We start from the raw sequence: 23,837 nt of genomic DNA on the forward strand, positions 1-23,837 counted from the left end.
TGGTTACTTCTTCTTGCCAGGTTTCTTTTTCGCGGATTTTTTTTGCGCCGCCTTTTTCGCGACCGCAGACTTGGCCGCCTTATGGGCGGCCTTGCGCGCCGCTACAGCCGGGCGCTTACCGCCCTTGCGGGTCGGGCTTTTGCTCGGGCCGCGTTTCTTTCTTGGAAATTCACCCGGCTGCTCGCCCGTCGGCTCCGCGCCTTCGTCCGTCGCTACGTTCGCAGACGATGTACCCCACACCGATGCTTTCGCCGCGGGCCGCTCCTGATCAGGCTTTTTCCACACCGGTTTTTTGGGCGCAGGCGCCATCACTTCCGCTTCGTCATCACCCACCCTGCGCTTGCGCACCGGGCGCGGCTCCTCGTCCACAGCGGTCACGGCTTTCTTTTTCAGGCCTGCACCCCAGGGGCTGCCCTTTTCTGCAGCAGCGCTGCTGCTGAAGTCGGACTTGCCCTTGCGCTTGCGCTCCTGCTGGAACTCTACAGCCATTTCCATGGCGCGACCGCTGACACTGGTGGACTCGGCACCAGTGCGGGATTTTTCATGCGATTTCGCACGAGGCTGATCAATAGATACTTCTGACACTTCTATGCCTTTCTTCGCCGCTTTCGGTTTGCGGTACTTGGGATTCTTGTAGCTGGGACGGGGGTGCAGCTCGACGAAGGTGAAATCCACCTTGCGCTCCTCCAGGTCCACCCGCGCCACCTGTACGGTAACGCCATCGCCAAGATGGAAGCGCACGCCACTGCGCTCGCCCACAAGGCGCTGCTGCGCCTGCTCAAACTGGTAATAGTCCTTGGGCAGAGCGGTGACGTGGATCAACCCCTCTACATACAGGTCGTCGATCTCGACAAACAGGCCAAAGCCGGTCACCGCACTGATCACACCACGGTATACCTCGCCCACATGGTCCTGCAGGTACTCGCACTTGAGCCAGCTAACCACATCGCGGGTGGCATCGTCGGCGCGGCGCTCGGTCATCGAGCAGTGCTCGCCCAGCTCCACCATCGCGGGGGGGCCGTAGGGCAGGATTTCCTCGCGCGTGAGCGCGTGGGCACCGGGCGCCTGGCGCACCTTTTTCGCCACGGCAGTGGGGTTGGCGCTGCCGTTTCTGATCAACCAGCGCAGCCCACGGTGCAACAGCAGGTCCGGATACCGGCGGATGGGCGAAGTGAAGTGCGCGTAGGCGCGGTAGTCGAGACCGAAATGGCCGCGATTTTCCGGCTGGTACACCGCCTGGTTCATGGAGCGCAGCAGCATGGTCTGGATGATGTGGAAATCCGGGCGCCCTTCCACTTCCTGTAACAGCGTCTGGTAGTCGCTGGGCTGCGGCTCGCTGCCACCTTCGAGGCGCAGGCCGAGCTCACCGAGATATTCGCGCACATTTTCCAGGCGCTCCTTCTTCGGAATATCGTGCACCCGATACAGCGCCGGTAGCTCCGCCAGCTCCATCAGCTCCGCCGCACACACGTTGGCGGCGAGCATGCACTCTTCGATCATCTTGTGCGCATCGTTGCGCACCACCGGCACGATGCGCTCGATCTTGCGCGCAGCATCGAAAATGATCCGCGTCTCGGTGGTTTCAAAATCGATCGCGCCGCGACGGTCGCGGGCGCCACGCAGCGCCCTGTACAGGTCGTGCAGATTGTCGATGTGCGGGGTGAGCGCGGCGTACTGCTTGCGCAGACCGCTGTCGCGATTGTCGCGCTCGTCCACCATCTCACCCACCTGGGTGTAAGTGAAACGGGCGTGACTGCGCATCACCCCTTCGAAGAACTGGTAGCCGAGGATATTGCCGGACTCGTCGATGCGCATTTCGCACACCATGCACAGGCGATCCACTTCCGGGTTCAGGGAACACAGGCCGTTGGACAGCTTTTCCGGCAGCATCGGCACCACGAAATCCGGGAAGTACACCGAGTTGCCGCGCTGGTGCGCCTCCACATCCAGCGGTGTGTCGACCGCCACGTAGTGAGAGACGTCGGCGATGGCCACCAGCAGTTTCCAGTTGCCATCCGGCAGCAGTTCGCAGAATACCGCGTCGTCGAAGTCGCGCGCATCTTCGCCGTCAATGGTCACCAGCGGCAGCTGGCGCACGTCGATACGCGCCTTTTTGTCCCCCTCCAGCACCTCGTCGGCAATGCCCTCCACCTGCGTCAGCACCGAGGCCGGCCAGGTGTGCGGGATGCCGTAGTTGCGGATGGCGACATCGATCTCCATGCCCGGCGCCAGGTGGTCGCCGAGTACTTCACTCACCTCACCCTGGGGCAGGTTGTCGCGACCGGGCTGCAGGGTGATGTCCACCACCACGTACTGGCCGCTCTTGGCCTCGCCGCACTTGCCTTCCGCGACCATGATGTCGAGGTTGACGCGCGGGTTGTCCGGGCGCACAAAGCACACGCCATCTTCACGGTACAAGCGCCCGGCGAGCTGGTGGGTGTTGTGCTTGATCACGCGCACCACCGCGCCTTCGCGCTTGCCGCGGAAGCCACCGGGAGTCTCGCGCACCAGCACTTCGTCGCCGTCGAACACCTTGCGCATCTGGCGGTGGGACAGGTAGAGGTCGTCACTGCCGTCACCGGGGGAGACGAAGCCGAAACCATCGCGGTGGCCGATCACGCGGCCACGCACCAGGCTCATTTTGTCGAGCACGCCGAAGTCCCCGGCGCGGTTGCTGGCGATCTGGCCGTCGCGGCTCATAGCGATCAGGCGGCGACGCACGCCCTCGCGGCGGTCCTCGTCGTCGAGACTGAGCAGGTCCGCTACCGCCTCCCAGGAAACCGGACCGGGCTGCTGCTCCAGCAGGTCCAGCAGGAATTCACGGCTGGGGATGGGCTTTTCGTACTTTTCTGCCTCGCGATCCGCGTGGGGATCTTCCGCGATGCCAGAGGGATTGGGTTTGTCTTGATTCAAAACAGCTTCCATTGTTCTGCGATTGACCGCGCAGTCTGCACGGCCCCGGGATACGTCCGGCGCAGTCGGGTGATTGGGTGCAACTGTCCTATCCAATCAGTTGGACGGGGTTCTGGAGTGGCGAATGCCGATAGCGGCCACGGGCCACCGGTAACGTTGCACATTGCCGCGAGTATAAGCGATTTAGCGGCCAATTCCCGACCGGATTTACAGCGCCGGTGTCCGGCGGCAAATTCTTCCGGATTTTTGTCACAAAAGGCGTTGACACCCCCGGACCGAATCAATATAGTGCGCGTCCTCAGCGGAGCACACCGCTGACTTGCCCAGGTGGCGGAATTGGTAGACGCGCTAGCTTCAGGTGCTAGTGGCCTTACGGTCGTGGAAGTTCAAGTCTTCTCCTGGGCACCATATCCGCAAAAAAGGCCGACTCGAAAGAGTCGGCCTTTTTTCTTTCTGCGCTCCTGCACTCTTCAGTTCACTCCAGCAGCGTTACGGTCACCCGCAGGGTGTCGCGGTACCTCCCCGCCATCCTTCCGCGGGTATCGCCGATCTCCACACTGATGTTTCTCATCTCTTCACCATCACCCGGTGTAGGGAAATCGCGGGCATCCGCTCCACTCTGCAAGCTCAGCGGCTTTCCATCGATCGAGGCGGTATAGGGTACCGCGGTATTTTCCCCTTCGAGGGAAACATGCTGCATCTGGCCATGATTCTCCGAAGAAACCACCAGGTTATAAGCACTATTGGTGCGAACGGCCAGCAGCGCCGAAAGTGTCTCGCCAGTTTCCAGCTTGCCAAAATTCATCACCGTTGACCTGCCCAACTGCCCCTCGCCGTTACCGGCCACATGGATATCCGCCTGAGCTGCGACCCGAACAGAAACCTGAAAGTCGATATCCTGCAGTGGCCGGCCGTCGGCAAAAATACGTGCGACAAAGTTATTCCGGTAGTCGCCCGCCCGGCGCGCCTGCCCACGCGGAAACCCAATGATCAGGCTGGCCTCCCTGCCCCGGGCGGTATCTTCAAATTGGATTCCGCGCTGTTCATTGCCGTTCAGCGGAATGACCTGATCGCCGCGATTACGGAACGAAAAATTCAGCGGCCTGCCCGGCCCCAAAAGCTGGGCATCGGATGTCGGCAGCAGAGCAAAGCCAAGGCGGCACGAACCGTGGGTGACAATTACCAAACGCAACTGACCGACCTCTTCGCGATTTGCGAACGGGTAATACGCCAGGTCGGCCTGCCCCTCGACTGACACCGCTTCGAGAGCACAGACCTCCTCGCTATCGTCCGCCGCCGATGACGATGCACCGTTCACGCAGAAAAACATCGAGGTCAGTGCGGCTGCGATCCACCTCATAGCGAAACCTTCTCCTTGATAATGCCCAACTCCACGATGCCGGAGGCTCCCTCTTCGATAGTAAATGGGATTTTCAGATCACCGCGATCCGGGAAGACAATCTGGTATGCCCCCGGCGCCAGCCCCTGCGCCACAAAGCGGCCGGCTTTATTGGTAAAGGTCGTCACCATCGGAAAGTCACGTCCATCTGTCGCGATTATTTGACCAACCGTCATTGTGACCGGTGCGCCTCGGGTATCCTGCACCAAACCGATTAGCGTAAGCGAAGCCTCCGACCCGGCGGTGTAGGCCATCCCGGAGCGGTAAAGAGGAAAAGAGTAGGCATCGATGTCGCCCATGTCATAACCGAAGGGCGGGTTTTCCGCCTCCCAGTGGATACGCCGCGACACATAGCTGTTCACCGCAGGCACCACCGCAGGGCCGAAACTGTCCGCCACTGCAATGTACCCACCCTGCCGCTCATCCACCAGGATGCGACTGTCACCGAGGGACTCATGGCGTCGCACCATGATGAATGAATCTTCAATTGGCCGCCCCCAGGCGACCGTACCATCGGCATAAACCAGGCTCGACCCCAGCCTGAGGGTGCTCAACTGATCCGGTTCCCGGTCGACATCGTCAAACTGCACATAGTTGTGGTCCAGCCCCAGCTGGAACCTGTTCCCCTGATAGAAAGCACCCATATCCGCGCGGTAGTTATCCACATCGGAACGCAGCGCCAGTCTTCCGGAAAAATCACCGACGGTGCCCCGCTGCATCCGGTCCAACTGCAGGTCACCAGTTTCAGAAAAGGTATCCCATCTGGTGCTTACCAGCTGTCGCTGCCCAAGCGGGGCCGACAGGCGCACCAGGGCGCGCGTCTCCTCAGTTACCGAATTGTCCTGCTCCAAGCGGAGAGAAAAATTAAAAAAACCAAAACGGCGCGTGATATTGAAACCGTATGCCTTATCTACTGGATCGGTTTCGATAAAACTTTCCGCTTGGCGTGCGCTCGCACTGAGAAAAGTGCCAAAAGGCCCCGGTGCCGAATAACGCACACGCAGTTCCGACTTGTTCTGCAGGCTGGGGCTGGCCTGGCCCATATAGGTGTAAAGCTCATCCCTGGCGACAGCAACCACATCCAACTCGTGAGCTCGTTCACCCCAGAGAAAAAAGTCATAGGACCAGCGAAGCGACGCCGCGGTACCGCGCCCGATGCCATCCAGCTCACTCGCGCTCACATCGGCGGCCAGGATGCCAAATGGAGTGGCAAGTGATAGCTCGCCACCGGCCACCTGCTGCAGTTCCGTTCCCTGGACACTTGCGCCCAATGTCAGGTAGTCGGTGATGCCGTAGCGGTAAAAACCGGAAATGGCGGGTAGATTGAAGTCATAGGCGATGCCAGGCACTTCGCTCACCCCGCGCTGGTAGCCGGCATTAAAGGAAAATTCGGACACACCACCTTTGAGCAGAGTCGGGTCCGTAAACAGTGAAAATTCAATGCTCCGCTGTTGCCCCGACGGGTCCGTAATCAGCAGGGAAACCTCGTTGACCCCTGAATTTACCGCGAAGTCACTCAGGTCGTAGCGCCCGGGATCCAGATGTAGCGTGTCCTGATATAGACCATTTACATAGATCTCCACAGTCGAACGCTGGGATACGGTAAAGCTGCGAGTGCCGGTGGGTGTGATATTTCGCAGGGGCTGGATTTCCGCATAGGCCCGCTCGACTGACAGCCCCAGCAGTGGCGGCGACATCTGAAATTCGGTTGTGCGGTAGAAAATATCGCCCAGTGAATATCGCACCGCCCGCGACAAATCATCGTACACCAGTCGGGTTTCCCGGCGCTGCCATGCGGCATCATCTCCAAGTGAAGAATCAATAAATGCACCGCTCTCTAGGGTCAAGTGCGGACTGCCAAAAAGCGTTATCGCGCCATCCAAATTGACTAGTGTGGACAGCTGTGAATCCCTATTGAGCGTGTCATTCCAAAGGTAGTCCTGCTGCAGGTTGAAATTCAGGTAAGCGGAGCGACCCGGCAAGTCGAGATTGGAAAGGTTTTCGTAATCGACGGATTTGCGACGCAGCGACAGGTCCTGGGTCTGGCGGCGCGAATCTGCCAAGTTGATTTTTATTTCGAGAACTGAGGGATCAAAAAATATGTCGATGAATTCCTCGATAAAGCTCGTAACCGGGATGACCTGCCCCTCACCGGCGGATTGGGCAACACGCTGAATGACGTCCGTATCGAAATACCCCTTGGCCAAACTCTCCCAACTCTTGCGATCGACGCTGTAAAGGGCTGTTCCAGTAACACCGACCTTCAGGTCGCCGACGATACGCCCATCGATCGAAACCGGCAGATTCACAAAGACGAGGTTCGGTACAGAACTTTGCCCATCCGCTGCCAACACCACGCGCGTGCCAAACGGGAATAACTCACAACCCAGCAACAGCCCCAAACACAGGTAACTCAAACGGGACATCGACGTCACTCCTTCCTGACCAGCCGAGCACCCTGCAGCCCGGCAGCATCAAGCCCGATTAGACGCAAGGGTATAGATACCATCTGACCGGGCAATATGGCATCCCGGTTTAACAGGCGTGCGAAATCGATGCCGTCAAAAAGGATGACTTCACGATCGTGTGTCACCCCGATCTCATAGTGTGAGAGCAGCGCATACTGTGCACCGGTGTTGTAAAACTCCAGTGAAGCACTGCCATCTATTTGCGGCGGAGAAAAGGCGAGTTCGGCCTCACCATTAGCATGTACATGTATGGGAAGCCTGAGAGTGGTCAACAGCTGGATCGCCGCACTTACCTCTCGATCCTTGACAGCGAGGGGTAACTCATCAATGGCCAGATAGTAAGAGGCACTTCGCTGCAAGGTGCTGCTCCCGCGCCAACGCACCATCACCTGCTTGGTTTCACCGGGCCGCAGCAATATCTGCGGCGGAATTACCTCGAGCGGCGCCACCATATCGGTAAATGCTGCCGAGTAATCCAGAACCGAAAATTCGATGGCCACATCCACGGGCTTGACGGAAGACAGTGTCAGTATCGCCTGAGGAGAATTATCAAGATTGATCTGAACCCGCGTCGGCGACACCGATTGCGCCAGCGCGAACGGAAGGATACCGACCAGCAACAAGCCGGCCGCGATTTGGAATATTCGTGCCAACATTATCGTCTATTTTTTGAATTTGAGTTCCGGTGTTCCGCGAACACCTCCGACGGTGAAAGTACGAATCACCCCAGGGGGAAGCAGGGTGCGACCGGCAGCGCTGGCGAGATCCGATCCGCCGACGTTCTGATTGCCAAACTTGAAGCCGAGGTCGTTGATATATACGTATTCATTGCCGCGGTTGGCGACGGAAATAACCACGCCTTCTTTTTCCGGGTGATAGCTAACAAGTTCCGGCTTCGATGTAAAACCGCGACCGGTCACATGAATGGTAGCGCCCACGCGCAGCACCGTTTTGATTCCAGATTGTTCCTGGCCACTTAAACTAAGAGGCAACTCACGAGCAAACAAAATGAAAGAACGTGATTGGGACAATGCCCCCCCCACCCACTGCACGCGCACCGCCTGCTTTTTCCTGGCTGGGACCACGGCCTGAGGTGGAAATATGACAAAGCTTTCGTCGACGGGAACTGCTTCCTCACTGCCATCTTCGTTGACCTTGCGCTCGAAAATCTCAAATACGACCGGCAAATCAGATTTTCTCGGATTGTTTAATATCAGCGTCTTGCCGCCGACATCAGTCGGCAGCGTCAAAACACTCCGCATCGGTGTCAATGTAAAACCAAGCGCGTACTGCGCGGACAGGATGAAAATTAGAGGGGCAATGCACAAGCGGAAAAGGTTTCGCAGCATGATTTTTCTCTCATCGAACAACGGGGTTACCGGGCTGCTGCAAAATGCCCGGCCCCCAGGTCTATTACTTAATCAACAAATACCGTTATCGTGACGGTGTCTGAATAAATGCCAGCCATGGTTCCTACGTCGTCTAAGTACACGTCAATATCGTCACCATCAACAAATGCGTATTGAGTGCCAAACACTGTATTAGCGGCATTCAGGAGTAGGTGGTATGGGATTTTGTAGGTGTCGTCGACCTGATGCACAAGATATCCCTCGTTCGCCGACTCGAAAATAACCTGTAGATCGTCGTCAGTATTGCAATCGACATTTAGAACCTGGGTAAGACCCTTGGCACCGGAAAAAAGTAAATTTAGATCTAAATATCCGGCAGGTGCGTTGAACGTGATTTCGCACGAACACTCAATCTCACCCTGGAGTAAGATTTCCACAGAATCCGAGCATTCATAACAGTCATGACCATAGTCATGTTCGTAACCGCCGGCATATGCACTTCCGGCGACAATAAGGGCAGCGGCGGCGCCGAGACCAAGTAGGTGTTTCATACGACAGTTTCTCCATTACCGACGAAACATGAAAAAAGGGTTAACCACTTCAGCTCCTCGCGCCACATACACTGCAATGCAAACAGCGGGAACCCCTCACCATAGACAGCTACCTGACAACCAAAAAAGAAGTGTCTGACTCTTGATCATCCACGCGCTGGACTAACTGCGGCGGGACTCTTGCCTCTCCAAATATTCGAGCGGTAGAGCACTTTGAGTCTATCCAAAATTGTTTATTTTGCGAGCAGCAGGATTAAAAGTGACGCGGCCTGCGTTATTCAGGAGTGAACTGTCGGCAGATTTATTTGTCGGCGGAATTCTTGTTTCTGTTTCGATGAACGCGGCGGCAGAGGAAAAACAATTTTAACGAAAATAAAAAAGGCCGACTCTCACAAGTCGACCTTCTTTTTTCGCTGTCATCATTTTCGGCGTGAGGCATTGCTGCACAAACCGAGAAATACCTCTACCCCGTATTGCGCATCCCCGCGGCAATACCGGCAATGGTCACCATCAGCGCACTTTCCAGCACCGGATCTTCCTCGCGGGTGCGCAGGCGCGCCATCAGCTCTGCCTGCAGCAGGTGCAACGGATCGGTGTAGGGATCGCGCACGCGGATGGACCAGCGCATCACCGGGTTGTTGTCCAGCAGATCCTTGCGCCCGGTGAGCTGGCTGAGTGCAGCGACGGTGCGCGCCAGGCGGCTGCGCAGCTCGATGCCGAGGCGCAGCTGCTCCGGGTCGTCGGTGAGGCGTTCTTCGTACCAGGACGCCACGCGGGTGTCGGACTTGGCCAACACCATCTCCAGCATATCCACCACGGTCTGGAAGAAGGGCCACTGCTCGCTCATGGCACGCAGGGTGTCCGGCGCTTTTTCCAGGCCGGTTTCCAGCGCGGCACCGGTGCCGAGCCAGGCCGGCAGCATCAGGCGCATCTGAGTCCAGGCGAACACCCAGGGAATCGCGCGCAGGGTTTCCACCCCGCCGCCGGGCTTGCGTCGCGCCGGGCGACTGCCGAGCGCCAGGCGGCTGAGTTCGGTTTCCGGGGTGACGGTGCGCAGGTAGGACACCAGTGCGGGGTCGTCCCGCACCACTTCGCGGTAGGCGCGTACCGAGGCCTGGGTCAGGCGATCCATTTCCGCGCGCCATTCCGGGCGCGGTTCCGCCGGCGGCAACAGGGTCGCCTCCAGGGTCGCCGCCATGTACTGCTCGAGGTTGTAGGCGGCCACAGACGGGCGACCATATTTGAAGCGGATCATCTCGCCCTGCTCGGTAACGCGAATGCGACCGGCGACCGATCCCGGGGGCTGTGACATCAGCGCCATACGAGTGGGCGAGCCGCCGCGGGAGATGGAGCCACCGCGGCCGTGGAACAGGGTCAGGGGAATACCGTGCTCACGGAAAATACCGGTAAGCGCTTCCTGCGCGCGGAACTGCGCCCAGGCCGCGCCGAGGAAGCCCGCATCCTTGGCGGAATCCGAATAACCGATCATTACTTCCTGGCCGGACTTCACACGCTCGCGGTAGAAGGGAATTTCCAACAGCGCGCTCATGGTGCCGAAGGCGTTGTTGAGGTCGTCCAGGGTTTCGAACAGCGGCACCACGCGCATCGGCTCGCGCACACCGGCGATCTTCTGCAACAGCATCACCGCGAGCACATCGGAGGACGTTTTCGCCATGGAGATCACATAGGCACCGAGGCCTTCCGGCCCCTGTTCGGCGATCACCCGGCAGGTGTCGAGCACTTCGCGCACTTCGTCGGTACAGAATTCACTGCGGTAGAAGGCACCGTTCACCAATGGGCGGCGGCTTTCCAGTTCGGCCAGCAGGAATTTCTGCTTCACCTTCTCACCCCAGCTGGCGTAGCTGCCCAGGTCCAGGTAGCGGGTGATCGCGTCGATCACATTGGCGTGGCGGGTGGATTCCTGGCGGATATCCAGTTTCAACAGGGTAATGCCGAAGCAATTGAGGCGGCGGAGGGTGTCTTTCAGCTGGCCTTCGGCAATGGCAGCGAGGCCCACCGCGCGCAGGGAGCGGTCAATCAGGCTCAGTTCCTGGTACAGCTCACGGCCACTGGCATAGATCGCCCCTTCGGGTTCCACGCCGCCATTTACCCGCGCCTCCATCAGTGCGCGGGTATTGCGCAGACGATCGCGCAGCTCGCGCAACAACAGGCGGTAGGGTTCCTGGCTGGGGCCGGTGCGCGCCAGCAACTCGTCGCTGGCCCGGTGCATGGACAGGTCCGCGAGCAGGTTTTCCACATCCCGCAGGTACAGGTCGGCAGCCATCCAGCGCGCCAGGGTCAACACCTGACGGGTCACCTTGGCAGTGACGTTGGGGTTGCCATCGCGGTCGCCGCCCATCCAGGAGGCAAAGCGCACCGGCACCCAATCCGCAGGCAGCGGCTCGAGCCCTGCCAGTGCCAGCTCTTTCTCGATATCGCGCATGCCCTGCGGCACAGCCTGCCACAGGGACTGCTCGATGGTAGCGAAACCCCACTTGGCCTCGTCCACCGGGGTCGGGCGTTCGCGGCGAATTTCGTCGGTGCACCAGGCGGAGATGATCTGCTCACGCAGCAGACGGCGCAGGTGCTCCTCCTCTTCCGGGGTCGTGTCCGGCCGATCCATCTCGGTGAGCAGGTTGGCGATCTGGTCGTATTTGCGGATCAGGGTGCGGCGGGTGACCTCGGTGGGGTGGGCGGTGAGCACCAGCTCAACCGACAGCTCAGCCAACGCCTGGCGGATCTTTTCCTGACTCACGTCAGCATTCTTCAGCTCAGCCAGTACCTGGCGCAGGCCGCGGTCTGTATCCGGGTCGCCCGGGAAGCGCTCATGGCGGCGATGCAGGCGTTCGCGGTGACGCTGCTCGGCAATATTGGCGAGGTTCAGGAACTGACTGAAGGCGCGCGCCACTTCCAGCAGGGTTTCGTCATCCAGCGGATCCAGCAGCTCCCGTAGTTTTCCTACAGGCATTTCCCCATGGCTGCGGCTCTCTACCGCCACCTGGCGAATGGTCTCGACGGTGTCGTACAGGGCGCCGCCGGCCTGGGCGCGCAGCACTGTACCAAGCTCTTCGCCGAGCAACCGGACATCTTCCCTCAACGGAGCATTTTGGTCTTGATCCACGAAATACCTCCCTTCTATTGAACTTATTTGCGCGACATTTTACATATTTCACGCTAGAGATTGATGCATCAGCAGTATTTTTCTGTAAAAAAACTACAAGAATAATGCCTCCAAGCGAAGCGTACCCCCTCCCCAGCGGGGAAAATGCCAAGACAGATACGGCCGGTCGCAAATAGGTCACAACTGACAATTGACACGCCGCAGAAAACGGCTATAGTGCGCAACCTCAGCGGAACGCACCGCTGATTGCCCAGGTGGCGGAATTGGTAGACGCGCTAGCTTCAGGTGCTAGTGGCCTTACGGTCGTGGAAGTTCAAGTCTTCTCCTGGGCACCATATCCGCAAAAAAGCCGACTCGAAAGAGTCGGCTTTTTTATTGCGCTTAATTTTTACCTTCGCATACCCGCACGTGACAATGCACAGATCAGGCTATGCGATAGCGTTAAACACCGACTGACTAACATCCATGTGCAGCAGGTTAGCCAGGATCAGGTTACCGCTTCCGATATGTGGACTTCAGATTTTTCACAGTGTTTATTCGAAACCATTCTCGGCCGTCCACGCTTCAGTGGACGCACGCGCTGATTGGCGATCTGCTCAACTTTATCTTTGAACCCATCACCACCCAACACCTGCCCTAGCTTAATAGTTTCCGCTATATCTTCGTGCAGCCCGCGATCAAAGTGATATCGAAACTGCTTGCGATATTGCTCGGCGCGCGCACGAGGAGTATCTCCGAGCTCGAGATACAAGCGGTGATCTGAAATTACATCACTGCTTTCTGAGCTGGCATGGTGATTGAAGCTAGACCACGAATACGCACCCAGGGAATGGGTAAGCCCGAAATACAACGGGCGCAGTTCGACATAGCGGTAACAGGTTAGCAAGTATTCGTCGGGATCGATCAGGCTCGACTTGTAACGACCCTCCCACAGGGTACCTGAGCGCCGATAGCGGTGATTTATAAATTGCACATAGCGACGCCCGAGGGACTGCATCATAGAGGGTATTCCCTCGGGAACTCGGGGCGTGGCGATAATCTGGATCATATTTGGCAGCAGCACATAGGCGTGCACTTCAACCAGATACTGGTCCGCCGCACTGCGCAGGCTGGTCAGATAAAACTGATAATCCTCATAACCAAAAAAGCACGGCAGGTTGTTGTGACCTTCCTGCACAATATGTTGGGGAATATCAATCAGATTGAGTCTGGGGAGACGAGGCATCTTTCCAAAAAATCCTTTTTATTTTGTACGAGTGTACCAGTTGTGCATCCAGCACTGAAAAGGGTTGGAATTATTACAAACTAATCAAAAAAAATTCAAACCATTCGCGCTAGAAACCTAACCTCATCACACTCAACCACTGGAATTTCTATCGTGTGCGACGTGAAAATTCGCTTTTTAGTTCACGACATGCGGCAATAAAAAAGATGAATCTATCAGGCATGTTATTAACGGACGCAAGAGCATCGGTCAGGCTACCGATGAAAATGAAGACGGCATTCGCTGCAAAAGTGATCTGGAACAATCCCTGATCCATCAAAAACAAAAAACCCAGAAAAAGCCGGGCTTCTTGTTTTTGATCGGATGCCCCACCCTGAAATAGGTTGATATTGCGGAGACCTATTTCAGCGAAAATAACCGCTAATTTTTGCCATTTTGAGACAACAGATAATTCACAATCGTAGCCACTTCATTATCCGGAATCGGCGCGCCAAACGCGTTTTTCATCTTCATTACCGTAGCGGTCCACTGCTCGCTAGTTAGCGGCGGCTGCATGTAGATGTAGTCAACCGAGTGGCAGATTGCGCAATTGCGGTTGGCGACATCCATGCCCGGTCCCGGTTTCAGTTTCGCAGTCTCTGGGGGCAGGTCGATTTGCACTTCGCCTGGTCCTGCTGCAACAAGGAGCACTGGGTGTGCGGCCAGGATGAGGAGTGCCGCCAGCGCAAGTCTCGATAGCGATATTTTTCTCATGGTTCGATCCTCAAACGCAGGTGACCCGAAGAATCTCGACAACATTGCGCATGTAACCGGAAGGATTCCAGCGTGGGGTTAAGCGCTGCGATTCGCCTTTGGTGTTGACTGCCATGCTGGCGAGTTCATAGTGGTTTCCTTTCTTGGGTGTGAATGTGCTACGCCACTCGCGGAAACTGTACTTGCCGTGGTCCTTACCGAGTTTGGTTTCGGCCCAGGTCTTGCCGCCGTCTGTGGATAACATTACACGGGCGATGCCGAAACCACCGTCAAACGCGATACCGTTTACCTCTTGGCTGCGACCGCTTGGGAGCGCTGCACCATCGGCCACGCTGGTAATGAACGAGCGCACGACCATGCGGTTGATTGGAATCGTATCGCCCCCCTTTTTTCCCGGCTCGGTGCAGGCACAGGGATTATCCGGAATCCGATACGCGGGTTTCATCCAGAAGCTCTCATCTACCTCTCCAATTACCTCAATGTCGTTCAGCATCTTGACCCAGTAGGTGGCATACCACCCCGGTACCACCAGGCGGACGGGATAGCCATTGAGCAGGGGAAGTGGTGCGCCATTCATGCTGTAGGCAACGATGACATCAGGCGAGAGCGCGATGTCCATATCGAGGGACTTGATAAAATCCGGGGTGGACGGGAGCACGGGACCGTCAGCGCCGTTGAATCTGACCTGGGCTGCCCCGCTTTCTATGCCCGCCTTTTGCAAAATGTCGCGAAGCCGAACGCCTTTCCATAGGGCGTTACCCATGGCACCGTTGCCCCATTGGCCGCCGGCCACTCGCGGATTGAACAGACCGCGGCTGTTGCCCGCACACTGGCAGACCGCGGCAATTTCGACGGGTTCGTAGCTATTTTTGAGATCGTCGATGGTCAATTCAATAGGCTGCCTGACCCGCCCGTGAATCTTGATGCGAAAGGCGCGTTCATCGATGCTTGTCGGCATACCCGCAAGGTGCCAGCGCACGAAAAAGGCATCGTTCGGCGTAAATACACCCTCATTGAAAACCGACATCGGCGTTTCAAGTTGCACCGGACGAGCGGTCATCCGGATTAACTCGCGCTTCTGCGGGTAGGTAACGAGTTCCCGCTGACCGTTCGACATAGGTAGTTCGACCAGCCTTTGTAACGCGGAGGTTGGCGAGCTGCGACCAAAAAACGCAAGACCACCTAACGCAGCCCCTGCGCCGAGAAACCTCCGGCGCGACGCGTTCAGAACATCCCAATTGCTATGCGAGTCCTCATGATCACCCATCTTGATCTTCCCTTGGCCGAGCAGCCGGCGGTGCTTAAGGCGGCCCCTCGCGGTAGAAGGCGGGTGGCCAACTGATACCATAGTTAACTTCTTGCATAGCAAGAAAAATGGGCACCTTATTTGCCGCAGCCCAGCCTTAATTCAAGGTCAATGGCTCGCCGCGTGGCCATCCAATTGCGCCGAATGGCTGTTTTTCTGTCGGCTCATTTATCATGATGTCGCCAGCTGAGGGGAGCGTCGCAAGACGCACATGAATAGCAGTGCCGCCAACACGCCACAGGTGGCAATCGCCACTACCAGCGTCAGCGGAGAGCCGTCGAACGCCGCGCTCACGATGCCAATGGCAGCCGCCCCAAGCATCATCTGCAATGTGCCGCCGAGAGCCGCAGCCGTACCCGCGATGGGGCCATGATCGTCCAGCGACAGTACCATGCTGGTCGGTACCACGAGGCCGAGGAACCCATTGCCAAGCAATAATAGCCCCACCAGTACCGCGAAGTCGTCGACGCCCAGCAGGTTCAGCAGCAGGTTCAGCAGTGCGCTCAGCGCAAAGCCGGCCACAGCCCATTTCACGACAGGCACGCCGCCAAAACGCTCACACAGATTGGCCGCAAACTGGCTGGTAACAAAAAAGCCCAGCGCGTTCATGGCAAATGCCAGGCTGAACTGGGTGGGGGTCAGACCGTAATAATCCGTGTACAGGAAAGCGGCAATGGACAAAAACGAAAAGAAACTCGCCATCGCCATACCGCCGATCAATGTCATCCCCATGAAATAGGCATCTTGCAGTAATACCCGGAATGCATCGAACATGGCGCCGAGCCTGATTGGGGTGCGCGCGGACTCCGGCAGCGTTTCCGGCAGCGCGAAGCGGATCAGCATCAGACTCGCCAGGGTTGCCAGCGCCACGCCGTAAAATACCGCCGGCCAGCCGAAGGGCTCCATCAACAGGCTGCCGACCAGCGGCGCCAGCATGGGAGAAATGGATACCACCAGCATGATCGTCGTCATCAGGCGTGTGGCCTCGGTGCCGGTATAGCGGTCGCGGATGATCGCGCGCGGAATCGACATCACCGAGGCAGCGCCGATACCCTGCACAAAGCGCAGCGCGATCAGCCACTCGATGGTGGGCGCCAGTGCGCAGCCCACGGAGGCGAACAGGAACAGCACCAGCCCGAAATACAGCGGCGGTTTGCGTCCGAACATATCCGCAGCCGGACCGTAGAACAGCTGGCAGATACCGAAGGCGATGAAGAAGGACACCAGGGTGTACTGGGACATGGCCGTCGGCACCCCGTAGTCCTCGGCCATGGCCGGCATCGCCGGCAGGTACATGTCGATAGCAAACGGGCCAACACAGCTCAACAGTCCGAGAATCAGGGCCGTTTTTATCAATTCGGGTTTCATCAACAGCTACATCCAGCTTTATTCTTTCCGGACCCGCGCGGCCCGAACTGCACTCGATTCTAACAGTGGCCTGTGGCAGATCCGCAACTGCGCTCTCTGCGGGCACCCGCAATCCATCTTTCTGACTTCCACCAAGTGGAAGGTCACTTCTACAATAAACGTCAAATCCAAGCCGAAATAACAACAACCCATGCAAGATGTCATCACCATCGCCGGCGTAGCGGTAGCCCGCGGTGAAACCCGCAAAATAGAACTCCCGATAGTGCGTCTGTACACCGATACGGAAATGGCCATTCCCGTATATGTACAGCGCGGGAAGAAATCCGGCCCCACCATCTTCGTGTGTGCCGCCCTTCACGGCGACGAACTGAACGGAGTGGAAATCATCAGCCGCCTGATCAACAGCAAGGCGCTGCGCTCCCTGCGCGGCACCCTGATCGCTGTGCCCGTGGTCAACGTCTATGGGGTATTGCAGCAGTCCCGCTACCTCCCCGACCGCCGCGATCTCAACCGCTCCTTCCCCGGCTCCGCGCGCGGTTCCCTCGCCGCGCGGATGGCCCATGTATTCCTCGATGAAATCGTCTCCAAATGCGATTACGGCATCGACCTACACACCGGTGCCCTGCACCGCAGCAACCTGCCCCAGATCCGCGCCAACCTCGACGACCAGCAAACCCGCGCCATGGCCGCCGCCTTCGGCGTCCCGGTACTGCTGAACTCCACCCTCCGCGACGGTTCACTGCGCCAGGCTGCCGCCGACCTCGGCGTGCGTATCCTGTTGTATGAAGCCGGGGAAGCCCTGCGCTTCGACGAATTCTGTATCCGCGCCGGCGTCAAGGGTGTACTCAACGTCCTGCGCCACCTGCAGATGTTGCCCCCGAAAAAATCCCCCCACGGCATCGAACCCTTTGTCGCCCGCCGCAGTGGCTGGCTGCGCGCCGGCGACAGCGGCATCGTCAACCACAAACGTCACCTTGGCGACCACGTACACAAAGGCGACACCCTCGCCACCATTGCCGATCTCTATGGCAATGAGCTGGACAAGGTAGTGGCAGACGCCGACGGCATCATCATTGGTATGCAGAATATTCCGCTGGTGCAGGAGGGAGAGGCGATGTACCACGTGGCCTATTTCCACGAGCCCAATGAGGTGTTGGAAAATCTGGAATTGTTGCAGGATACGCTGTTGCCCGAGGAAAATTATTGAGGCATAGCTTTCAGGCTTATGGAGTAAGTAAATTCGAATTTAAGGGTGGGTGCCGGGTGTGGGTTTTCAGGAGCGTCGCAAACAGGAAGTTTGCGCCGCAGCGCCCAGGGATGGGTTCACAGCGGTCCTGAAAACCCACACCCGGTGCCGACCCGCCACAGAGTACACTCAAAGTGACGGCCGGCTACGAAGTGATTTGAAGCGAAAAGCTTATTTCTTGCGCAGTAGCTCCAGCACTTCCTTACTCGGGAAGCCCTGCAGCTCTACCCCGGCGCTCTCCTCAAACTTGAGAATCGCCTTGCGCGTTCCTTCACCGGCCTTGCCATCGACCTCGCCGTCGTAGAATCCCTTCTCCTTCAGTTTGGTCTGCAACTCCATCACCTCGTCCTGATCCAGCTTGGTAAACGGACGCTTCCAGTCCTTCGTCAGAGGCTCCGCCCCACCAATCTGGTCCGCCAGAATGCCCACCGCCAACGCATAGCGGTCGGAGTTGTTGTAACGCTTGATCACATAGAAATTGTGCAGCACCAGAAATGCGGGGCCACCCCGTCCCGCCGGAACCTTAAGCTCCGCAATATCATCCGGGCGCGGAAACTTCTGCCCGCGCACCCGGTTCACTCCGAGCTTTTCCCACTCGGAAATCTTCAACTTGCCGGCGGGCAATTTGTGCTCGGGAATCGTTACCTCATAGCCCCAGGTCTCTCCGGTGCGCCAGCCATTTTTGTTCAACAGGCTCGCCGCGGTCGCCAGTGCATCCGGCACCGAATTCCAGATGTCGCGCTTGCCGTCACCATCCATATCCACCGCGTAGGCCTGGTAACTGGTGGGGATAAACTGGGTGTGGCCCATCGCGCCCGCCCAGGAGCCGGTCAGGTGACTCTCGTCGATATCACCGCTTTGCAGGATTTTCAGCGCCGCCAGCAACTGGCTGGTACCGAACTTTTTGCGCTTGGGGTCGGCATAGGCCAGAGTGGCCAGCGAGCGCACCACACTGCGCATCACATTCGTGTTATCCAGGATCGCACCGAAGCTCGATTCCATCGACCATATCGCCAGCAGGATATTCGGGTTCACCCCGAACCTTTTATCGATTTTGTCCAGCCAGGGCTGTAATTCCTGCTTCTTCTCGCGCCCGCGCTTTACCGCATATTTGGTAATACGGTTGTCGAAGTACTGCCATGCCGGCGCCTTGAATTCCGGCTGGAAGCTCGCCTTGTCCAGCACCCACTGATCCGGGGAATCGATTCCCTTGAAGGCGCGGTCAAACGTCTCCGCGGTAATCCCCTCACTCAGCGCCTGCTTGCGGAATTCCCGCTTCCACTTTTCAAATCCGGGGTCCGCCGCGGCGGCCGCCAACATTGGCAGCAAAAGCAGTGCGGAAAATAAAAAATAAATCAAACCGAAGCGGCGCGTCGACGCCGTGGTGGACTGGACCATGACAACTCCTTGGCAATAACAGCTCGCACAAGGGTAGAACGGAAGCCCGGCAACGGAAAGGGAGCAGAAGCGCCAGTCACTCAGGCTGTGACCGGACCGACACTCTTTTCAACGGAGAAATGAGAAGTTGGAATTACGCCGCCGGTGGGATCACATAAAACAACACGGCAAAGAAATGCAGCACACCGCCCGCCAGTACGAACAGGTGCCAGATGGCGTGATGGAAACGCAAGCCGCGCCACAGGTAAAAAGCAATACCGCCGGTGTAGCAGAGACCGCCAAGCACCAGCAGCCACAGGCCACCGGGCGCGAGGTTGTCCATCAGCGGCTTGATCGCCGCGATCACAACCCAGCCCATCAGCGCACTCAGGGTTATGGACAGGGCGCGAACCTTTTTCAGCGGCGTGAACTGGATGATCAATCCCAGTAACGCCAACCCCCAGATCACCCCGAACAGCGACCAGCCCCAGGGCCCGCGCAGGGTCACCAGGGTAAACGGTGTGTAGGTACCGGCGATCAACAGAAAAATGGCCGAGTGGTCCAGGGTGCGCAGCACCTGCTTGGCGCCCTCATGGGTGATGCTGTGGTACAGGGTAGACGACAAGAAACACAGGATCAGGGTGGCCGCGTAAATACTGCTGCTGACAATATGCCAGACATCACCGCGCAGGGCCGCAAAGCCGCACAGTACCCCCAGCCCAGCAATGGCCAGCAGTGCCCCGATACCGTGGGTAACGCTGTTGGCAATTTCCTCGGCGAAGCTGTAGCGCTTGCTCACGCTGGCGGACAGGCTGCTGGACATGATGAATTCCCGATCTGAATACGAGGCCAGTATGGCAGACATTTGTGACCGTAAGCTCAACTACGGTCTCAAGATCGGAATTTAACCGCCGGGAGGCCGGCCGAGGCAAGGAAAGATTGGGACCGGCGGGTTTCGCCGGCCCCAAATCCAGAGAGATGGGAAATCAGACGCTGGGGCTGTGGATACCCATTTCACACAGGGCGGAGGTTTCGCGCACGATGGTCTGTACGCGGTCCGGACCGGTGGAAATGATGTCGATGGGCGCGCCCACCAGCTCTTCGATACGGGCGATGTAATCGCGCGCTGTCTGCGGCAGGTCCGCCTCACGGCGCACACCGTAGGTGGTTTCGTCCCAGCCCGGCATGCTCTCGTACACAGGCTCTACACCTTCCCAGCCAGCCGCATCGAACGGTACCGGTACTTCTTCACCGGCAGCGTTGCGGTAGCCCACACAGATTTTCACTTCTTTCAGGCCGTCCAGTACATCCAGCTTGGTCAGGCACAGGCCGGAGATGCTGTTGATACGGATCGCATGGCGCACCGCTACCGCATCAAACCAACCGGTGCGACGACGACGACCGGTGGTGGCGCCGAACTCGTGGCCTTTTTCACCTAGGTGACGACCTACATCGCAATCCAGCTCGGTGGGGAATGGGCCGCCGCCCACGCGGGTGGTGTAGGCCTTGGTGATACCCAGTACATAGTCCAGGTACAGCGGGCCGAAACCGGAACCGGTGGCGGTACCACCAGCGGTGGTGTTGGAGGAAGTCACATAGGGATAGGTGCCGTGGTCGATGTCCAGCAGCGAGCCCTGGGCGCCTTCGAACAGGATGTGTTCGCCGTTCTCACGCGCCTTGTGCAGGTGATCCGCCACATCGGTAATCATCGGCACCAGCTCTTCACGCCAGGTTTCCGCCAGCTTGAGGGTGTCCTCGTAGCTCACCGGATCGACCTTGTAGTACTGGGTCAGGGCGAAGTTGTGGTACTCCATCAGCTCTTTCAGCTGGGCGCAGAAGTTGTCCCAGTTGCACAGGTCGCCGAGGCGCAGGCCGCGACGGGCCACCTTGTCTTCATAGGCCGGGCCGATGCCGCGGCCGGTGGTGCCGATGGCCTTGTCGCCGCGGGCTTTTTCGCGCGCCAGGTCCAGCGCGGCGTGTACCGGCAGGATCAGCGGACACGCCGGGGACAGACGCAGGCGTTTGCGCACCGGCACGCCGGCAGCTTCCAGACCCGCCATTTCTTTCAACAGGGCTTCCGGGGACAGCACCACGCCATTGCCGATCAGGCAGGTCACGTCCGGGCGCAGCACGCCGGAGGGAATCAGGTGCAGTACGGTTTTTTCACCGTTGATTACCAGGGTGTGGCCGGCGTTGTGACCGCCCTGGAAGCGGACTACCAGTGCGACTTTTTCGGTGAGCAGATCGACGATCTTGCCTTTGCCTTCGTCGCCCCACTGGGTGCCCAGCACCACTACATTCTTGCCCATGTGCGTAAATCTCGTGTCGTCAGTTCAACGTTGGACGGGCGGATAAAAGGAGCGGCCGCGCCCGTCGTGCGGCCTGGAATTCTTCAATCAACTGGATAGTCTAGGGTTCAGGAGCGCGGCTTCACCACCCAGGTGCCGCCTTCCTGTACCAGTTCGCGGTCGCAGCGGGCCGGGGTCTCGGTATCGTCGCTGCCCTCTCCGGGCATCGCGCTGATCACCACCTCACCGCTGGCACGCAGTGCGCCGACGGTCCGCCACAACTCGGCGCAATCGCTCGCGGGTGCCAGGATCGCGCCCGCTTCCGGGGCACCGTTCTGCCCCAGGGCGTTGATGGCGGCCAGATCGGTACTGAATCCGGTGGCTGCGCGGTCGCGCCCGAATACAGCGCCGATACCGTTGTAGCGGCCGCCGTTAGCCAGAGCCTGGCCATGGCCCGGTGAATAAGCGGCAAAGACCAGTCCGGTCTCGTAGTCGTAGCCGCGCATTTCACCCAGATCAAAAAACAGGGTCACCTGGGGATAGCGGCGCGCCACGGCGTCGGCCACCAGCTGCAATTCTTCCAGCGCACTCACCAGCGCCTGAGGTCCACTGGCAAACAGTTCGCGCGCGCGCGCCAGGCACTCACTGCCACCGGCGAGACGCGGCAGGCCACGCAGCCAGCTCGCCGCCTGCGCGTCGGCCACATTTTCTTCCACCCAGCGCTCGATGTCCGCCACCGCCTTGCTTTGCAGCAGCGCGGTAAGTGCCGCCTGTTGCTCGCTGTCGAGTGCCGCGGCCTCGGCCAGGCTGCGGAAGATGGCCACATGCCCAAGGTCGAGATGGATCTCGCGGATGCCGGCGGTACTGAGGGTTTCGAGCATCAGGCTGATGACTTCGATATCGCCCTGCAGGCTCTCCACACCGTAGAGTTCGGCACCGATTTGGATCGGAGCGCGCGGGCCCATGGGCGCGCGCGGGCGAGTATAGAGCACCTGGCCCGCATAGCAGAGACGGTTGGCGCCGCTGCGGGGAAAACTGTGGGAGTCGATGCGCGCCGCCTGCGGCGTGATGTCCGCACGGATTCCAAGGCTGCGCCCGGAGAGCTGATCGGTCACGCGAAAGGTTCTGAGATCGACGTCACGCCCCATGCCAATCAGCAGGGAGTCGGTGAATTCCACCATCGGCGGAATGATCATCTCGTAGCCCCAGCGGTGGTAGAGGTCCAACAGGTTTCTGCGCAGGGTTTCCACCCGCTTGGCGTCTGCGGGCAAAATCTCGGCGATGCCATCCGGTAGCATCCAGCGTTCAGCTTGGGTCATGGTGTGGGCGTTCGACTGTATTCGGCAATTAACGGTACGGTACGGTCGCGGCGACCGTGAGAACCTCAATCCCGGCGAGCGGATTTTGTGGTCAGGCAGTCAGCCAATTGACGTCCACCGCACCGACACAAAAAAACCGGGCGCCGGCCCGGTTTGGGGGATTTTACCACTAATTGGCTGGGATGTGGCCAGTCCCAACCGGATTGGGGGCCACATACCTGGCTCGTGACGGTACCGATATCCGACACCGTCACGGATGTTGGCTTACTGGAACCTGGTTATTTACCTTCCGGGTCCTTCAGGTAGCGGAAAAACTGGCTGTCCGGCGCCATCAGCAATATATCGCTCTTGTCCTTGAAGGAGTCGCGGTAAGCAGTGAGGCTGCGGGAAAAGCGGTAGAACTCGGGGTTCTTGCTGTAGGCATCGGCATAGACCCTGGCCGCTTCAGCATCCCCCGCACCGCGCAGCTCTTCCGCCTGGCGATAGGCCTCGGCCTCGATCACCACTTTCTGGCGGTCGGCATTTGCACGGATGCGCTCGCTGGCCTCCTGGCCTTTGGCGCGGTGATCGCGCGCCTGCAGCTCACGCCCGGCGCGCATCCGCTGAAACACGGACTCAGACACTTCCGGCGGAAGGTCGATACGCTTGACCCGCACATCAACAATTTCCACCCCGAGATCCTTCTGTGCAGATTCGTTCAGGTTCTTGGTGATATCCGCCATCAGCTGGTCGCGCTGACCGCTTACCACTTCGTGCAGGTCGCGCACACCGAACTGGTTACGCAGGCGGTTGTTGATCTGCTCGGCCAGCAGTCGCACCGCATTGCGCTCGTCACCGCGGGTGGCCACGTAAAAACGGCTAACATCAACGATGCGGAACTTGGCGTAGGAGTCCACCATCATGAACTTGTTTTCGCTGTTCAGCATCCGCACCGGCTGCGAGTCTACCGTCTGGATACGCGCATCGAACTTGCGCAGCTCATGTACCAGCGGCATCTTGAAATACAGGCCGGGTTTGTAGTCGGTGCGCACCAGCTCACCAAAGCGCAGCAGCACCGCCTTTTCGGTTTCCTTAACCACAAACGCACAGCTGGACAGGACCAACAGGGCGATCAGGATCAGGGCGATGACAAATAGTGATTTGTTGTTGTTCAT

At 58.6% G+C, this 23,837-nt stretch carries 17 protein-coding genes and 2 tRNA genes; 3 read left to right on the plus strand and 16 right to left on the minus strand.

The window, feature by feature from the left end; translation table 11 throughout:
* Positions 1-3: 3 nt before the first annotated feature.
* Complete coding sequence (gene rnr, locus R5R33_RS08250) at positions 4-2,925, minus strand: ribonuclease R (protein ID WP_318955544.1); 2,922 nt, start codon at positions 2,923-2,925, stop codon at positions 4-6.
* 309 nt (positions 2,926-3,234) lie between these two features.
* Here rnr and R5R33_RS08255 point away from each other — a divergent pair.
* A tRNA-Leu gene (locus R5R33_RS08255) sits at positions 3,235-3,321 on the plus strand.
* 67 nt (positions 3,322-3,388) lie between these two features.
* Here the strand turns inward: R5R33_RS08255 and R5R33_RS08260 are convergent.
* From R5R33_RS08260 to ppc, 6 genes are all read right to left on the minus strand, one after another.
* Entirely contained in the window at positions 3,389-4,273 is an 885-nt protein-coding gene (locus tag R5R33_RS08260; RefSeq protein ID WP_318955545.1) for a hypothetical protein, read from the minus strand.
* A complete protein-coding gene (locus R5R33_RS08265) occupies positions 4,270-6,714 on the minus strand; it encodes a fimbria/pilus outer membrane usher protein (protein WP_318955546.1) in 2,445 nt (814 codons plus the stop codon). Before R5R33_RS08265 ends, R5R33_RS08260 begins: the two co-directional genes overlap by 4 nt.
* A 29-nt stretch (positions 6,715-6,743) precedes the next feature.
* A complete protein-coding gene (locus R5R33_RS08270; RefSeq protein ID WP_318955547.1) occupies positions 6,744-7,436 on the minus strand; it encodes a fimbrial biogenesis chaperone in 693 nt (230 codons plus the stop codon).
* 6 nt (positions 7,437-7,442) lie between these two features.
* The gene (locus R5R33_RS08275; protein ID WP_318955548.1) at positions 7,443-8,150 is read right to left on the minus strand and encodes a fimbrial biogenesis chaperone; all 708 of its coding nucleotides are present in this window, start codon (positions 8,148-8,150) and stop codon (positions 7,443-7,445) included.
* A gap of 47 nt (positions 8,151-8,197) precedes the next feature.
* Positions 8,198-8,680, minus strand: a complete 483-nt coding sequence (locus R5R33_RS08280; RefSeq protein ID WP_318955549.1) for a hypothetical protein — start codon at positions 8,678-8,680, stop codon at positions 8,198-8,200.
* Between the two features lie 463 nt (positions 8,681-9,143).
* Entirely contained in the window at positions 9,144-11,801 is a 2,658-nt protein-coding gene (gene ppc / locus R5R33_RS08285; protein ID WP_318955550.1) for a phosphoenolpyruvate carboxylase, read from the minus strand.
* Between the two features lie 248 nt (positions 11,802-12,049).
* On the opposite strand from ppc, the gene R5R33_RS08290 reads away from it, so the two are divergent.
* Positions 12,050-12,136 (plus strand) — tRNA-Leu (locus R5R33_RS08290).
* 152 nt (positions 12,137-12,288) lie between these two features.
* Here R5R33_RS08290 and R5R33_RS08295 read toward each other — a convergent pair.
* From R5R33_RS08295 to R5R33_RS08310, 4 genes are all read right to left on the minus strand, one after another.
* Positions 12,289-13,026 (minus strand): transposase, encoded by a 738-nt coding sequence (locus R5R33_RS08295; RefSeq protein WP_318955551.1) that lies wholly within the window; start codon positions 13,024-13,026, stop codon positions 12,289-12,291.
* A gap of 420 nt (positions 13,027-13,446) precedes the next feature.
* Positions 13,447-13,779, minus strand: a complete 333-nt coding sequence (gene sorB / locus R5R33_RS08300) for a SorB family sulfite dehydrogenase c-type cytochrome subunit (protein WP_318955552.1) — start codon at positions 13,777-13,779, stop codon at positions 13,447-13,449.
* A gap of 10 nt (positions 13,780-13,789) precedes the next feature.
* Positions 13,790-15,046, minus strand: a complete 1,257-nt coding sequence (gene sorA / locus R5R33_RS08305; protein WP_318955553.1) for a SorA family sulfite dehydrogenase catalytic subunit — start codon at positions 15,044-15,046, stop codon at positions 13,790-13,792.
* Positions 15,047-15,256: 210 nt separating this feature from the next.
* Positions 15,257-16,453, minus strand: coding sequence for a multidrug effflux MFS transporter (locus R5R33_RS08310; protein WP_318955554.1), 1,197 nt, complete (start codon positions 16,451-16,453; stop codon positions 15,257-15,259).
* Positions 16,454-16,643: 190 nt separating this feature from the next.
* Here R5R33_RS08310 and R5R33_RS08315 point away from each other — a divergent pair, with 190 nt between their 5' ends.
* The gene (locus tag R5R33_RS08315; protein WP_318955555.1) at positions 16,644-17,660 is read left to right on the plus strand and encodes a succinylglutamate desuccinylase/aspartoacylase family protein; all 1,017 of its coding nucleotides are present in this window, start codon (positions 16,644-16,646) and stop codon (positions 17,658-17,660) included.
* A 210-nt stretch (positions 17,661-17,870) separates the two neighbouring features.
* On the opposite strand, the gene R5R33_RS08320 is transcribed toward R5R33_RS08315, so the two are convergent.
* From R5R33_RS08320 to hflC, 5 genes are all read right to left on the minus strand, one after another.
* The gene (locus tag R5R33_RS08320) at positions 17,871-19,097 is read right to left on the minus strand and encodes a lytic murein transglycosylase (protein WP_318955556.1); all 1,227 of its coding nucleotides are present in this window, start codon (positions 19,095-19,097) and stop codon (positions 17,871-17,873) included.
* A gap of 133 nt (positions 19,098-19,230) precedes the next feature.
* A complete protein-coding gene (gene trhA / locus R5R33_RS08325; protein WP_318955557.1) occupies positions 19,231-19,899 on the minus strand; it encodes a PAQR family membrane homeostasis protein TrhA in 669 nt (222 codons plus the stop codon).
* Between the two features lie 163 nt (positions 19,900-20,062).
* Positions 20,063-21,385 carry an adenylosuccinate synthase gene (locus tag R5R33_RS08330; RefSeq protein WP_318955558.1) on the minus strand — a complete coding sequence of 441 codons (1,323 nt, stop codon included), beginning with the start codon at positions 21,383-21,385 and terminating at the stop codon, positions 20,063-20,065.
* Between the two features lie 107 nt (positions 21,386-21,492).
* Positions 21,493-22,683 (minus strand): ATP phosphoribosyltransferase regulatory subunit, encoded by a 1,191-nt coding sequence (locus R5R33_RS08335; RefSeq protein ID WP_318955559.1) that lies wholly within the window; start codon positions 22,681-22,683, stop codon positions 21,493-21,495.
* A 278-nt stretch (positions 22,684-22,961) separates the two neighbouring features.
* On the minus strand, positions 22,962-23,837 hold the full coding sequence (hflC, locus tag R5R33_RS08340; RefSeq protein ID WP_318955560.1) for a protease modulator HflC: 876 nt from the start codon (positions 23,835-23,837) through the stop codon (positions 22,962-22,964).

Origin of the sequence: Microbulbifer pacificus (genome assembly GCF_033723955.1) — a bacterium.
GTDB lineage: Bacteria > Pseudomonadota > Gammaproteobacteria > Pseudomonadales > Cellvibrionaceae > Microbulbifer > Microbulbifer pacificus.

What these genes read in the sequence shown, in the direction of transcription:
- rnr (WP_318955544.1), bottom strand. Translation starts at nt 2,925, where the DNA reads ATGGAAGCTGTTTTGAATCAAGACAAACCCAATCCCTCTGGCATCGCG.
- R5R33_RS08260 (WP_318955545.1), bottom strand. Translation starts at nt 4,273, where the DNA reads ATGAGGTGGATCGCAGCCGCACTGACCTCGATGTTTTTCTGCGTGAAC.
- R5R33_RS08270 (WP_318955547.1), bottom strand. Translation starts at nt 7,436, where the DNA reads ATGTTGGCACGAATATTCCAAATCGCGGCCGGCTTGTTGCTGGTCGGT.
- R5R33_RS08280 (WP_318955549.1), bottom strand. Translation starts at nt 8,680, where the DNA reads ATGAAACACCTACTTGGTCTCGGCGCCGCCGCTGCCCTTATTGTCGCC.
- R5R33_RS08295 (WP_318955551.1), bottom strand. Translation starts at nt 13,026, where the DNA reads ATGCCTCGTCTCCCCAGACTCAATCTGATTGATATTCCCCAACATATT.
- sorB (WP_318955552.1), bottom strand. Translation starts at nt 13,779, where the DNA reads ATGAGAAAAATATCGCTATCGAGACTTGCGCTGGCGGCACTCCTCATC.
- sorA (WP_318955553.1), bottom strand. Translation starts at nt 15,046, where the DNA reads ATGGGTGATCATGAGGACTCGCATAGCAATTGGGATGTTCTGAACGCG.
- R5R33_RS08310 (WP_318955554.1), bottom strand. Translation starts at nt 16,453, where the DNA reads ATGAAACCCGAATTGATAAAAACGGCCCTGATTCTCGGACTGTTGAGC.
- R5R33_RS08315 (WP_318955555.1), top strand. Translation starts at nt 16,644, where the DNA reads ATGCAAGATGTCATCACCATCGCCGGCGTAGCGGTAGCCCGCGGTGAA.
- R5R33_RS08320 (WP_318955556.1), bottom strand. Translation starts at nt 19,097, where the DNA reads ATGGTCCAGTCCACCACGGCGTCGACGCGCCGCTTCGGTTTGATTTAT.
- trhA (WP_318955557.1), bottom strand. Translation starts at nt 19,899, where the DNA reads ATGTCCAGCAGCCTGTCCGCCAGCGTGAGCAAGCGCTACAGCTTCGCC.
- R5R33_RS08330 (WP_318955558.1), bottom strand. Translation starts at nt 21,385, where the DNA reads ATGGGCAAGAATGTAGTGGTGCTGGGCACCCAGTGGGGCGACGAAGGC.
- R5R33_RS08335 (WP_318955559.1), bottom strand. Translation starts at nt 22,683, where the DNA reads ATGACCCAAGCTGAACGCTGGATGCTACCGGATGGCATCGCCGAGATT.
- hflC (WP_318955560.1), bottom strand. Translation starts at nt 23,837, where the DNA reads ATGAACAACAACAAATCACTATTTGTCATCGCCCTGATCCTGATCGCC.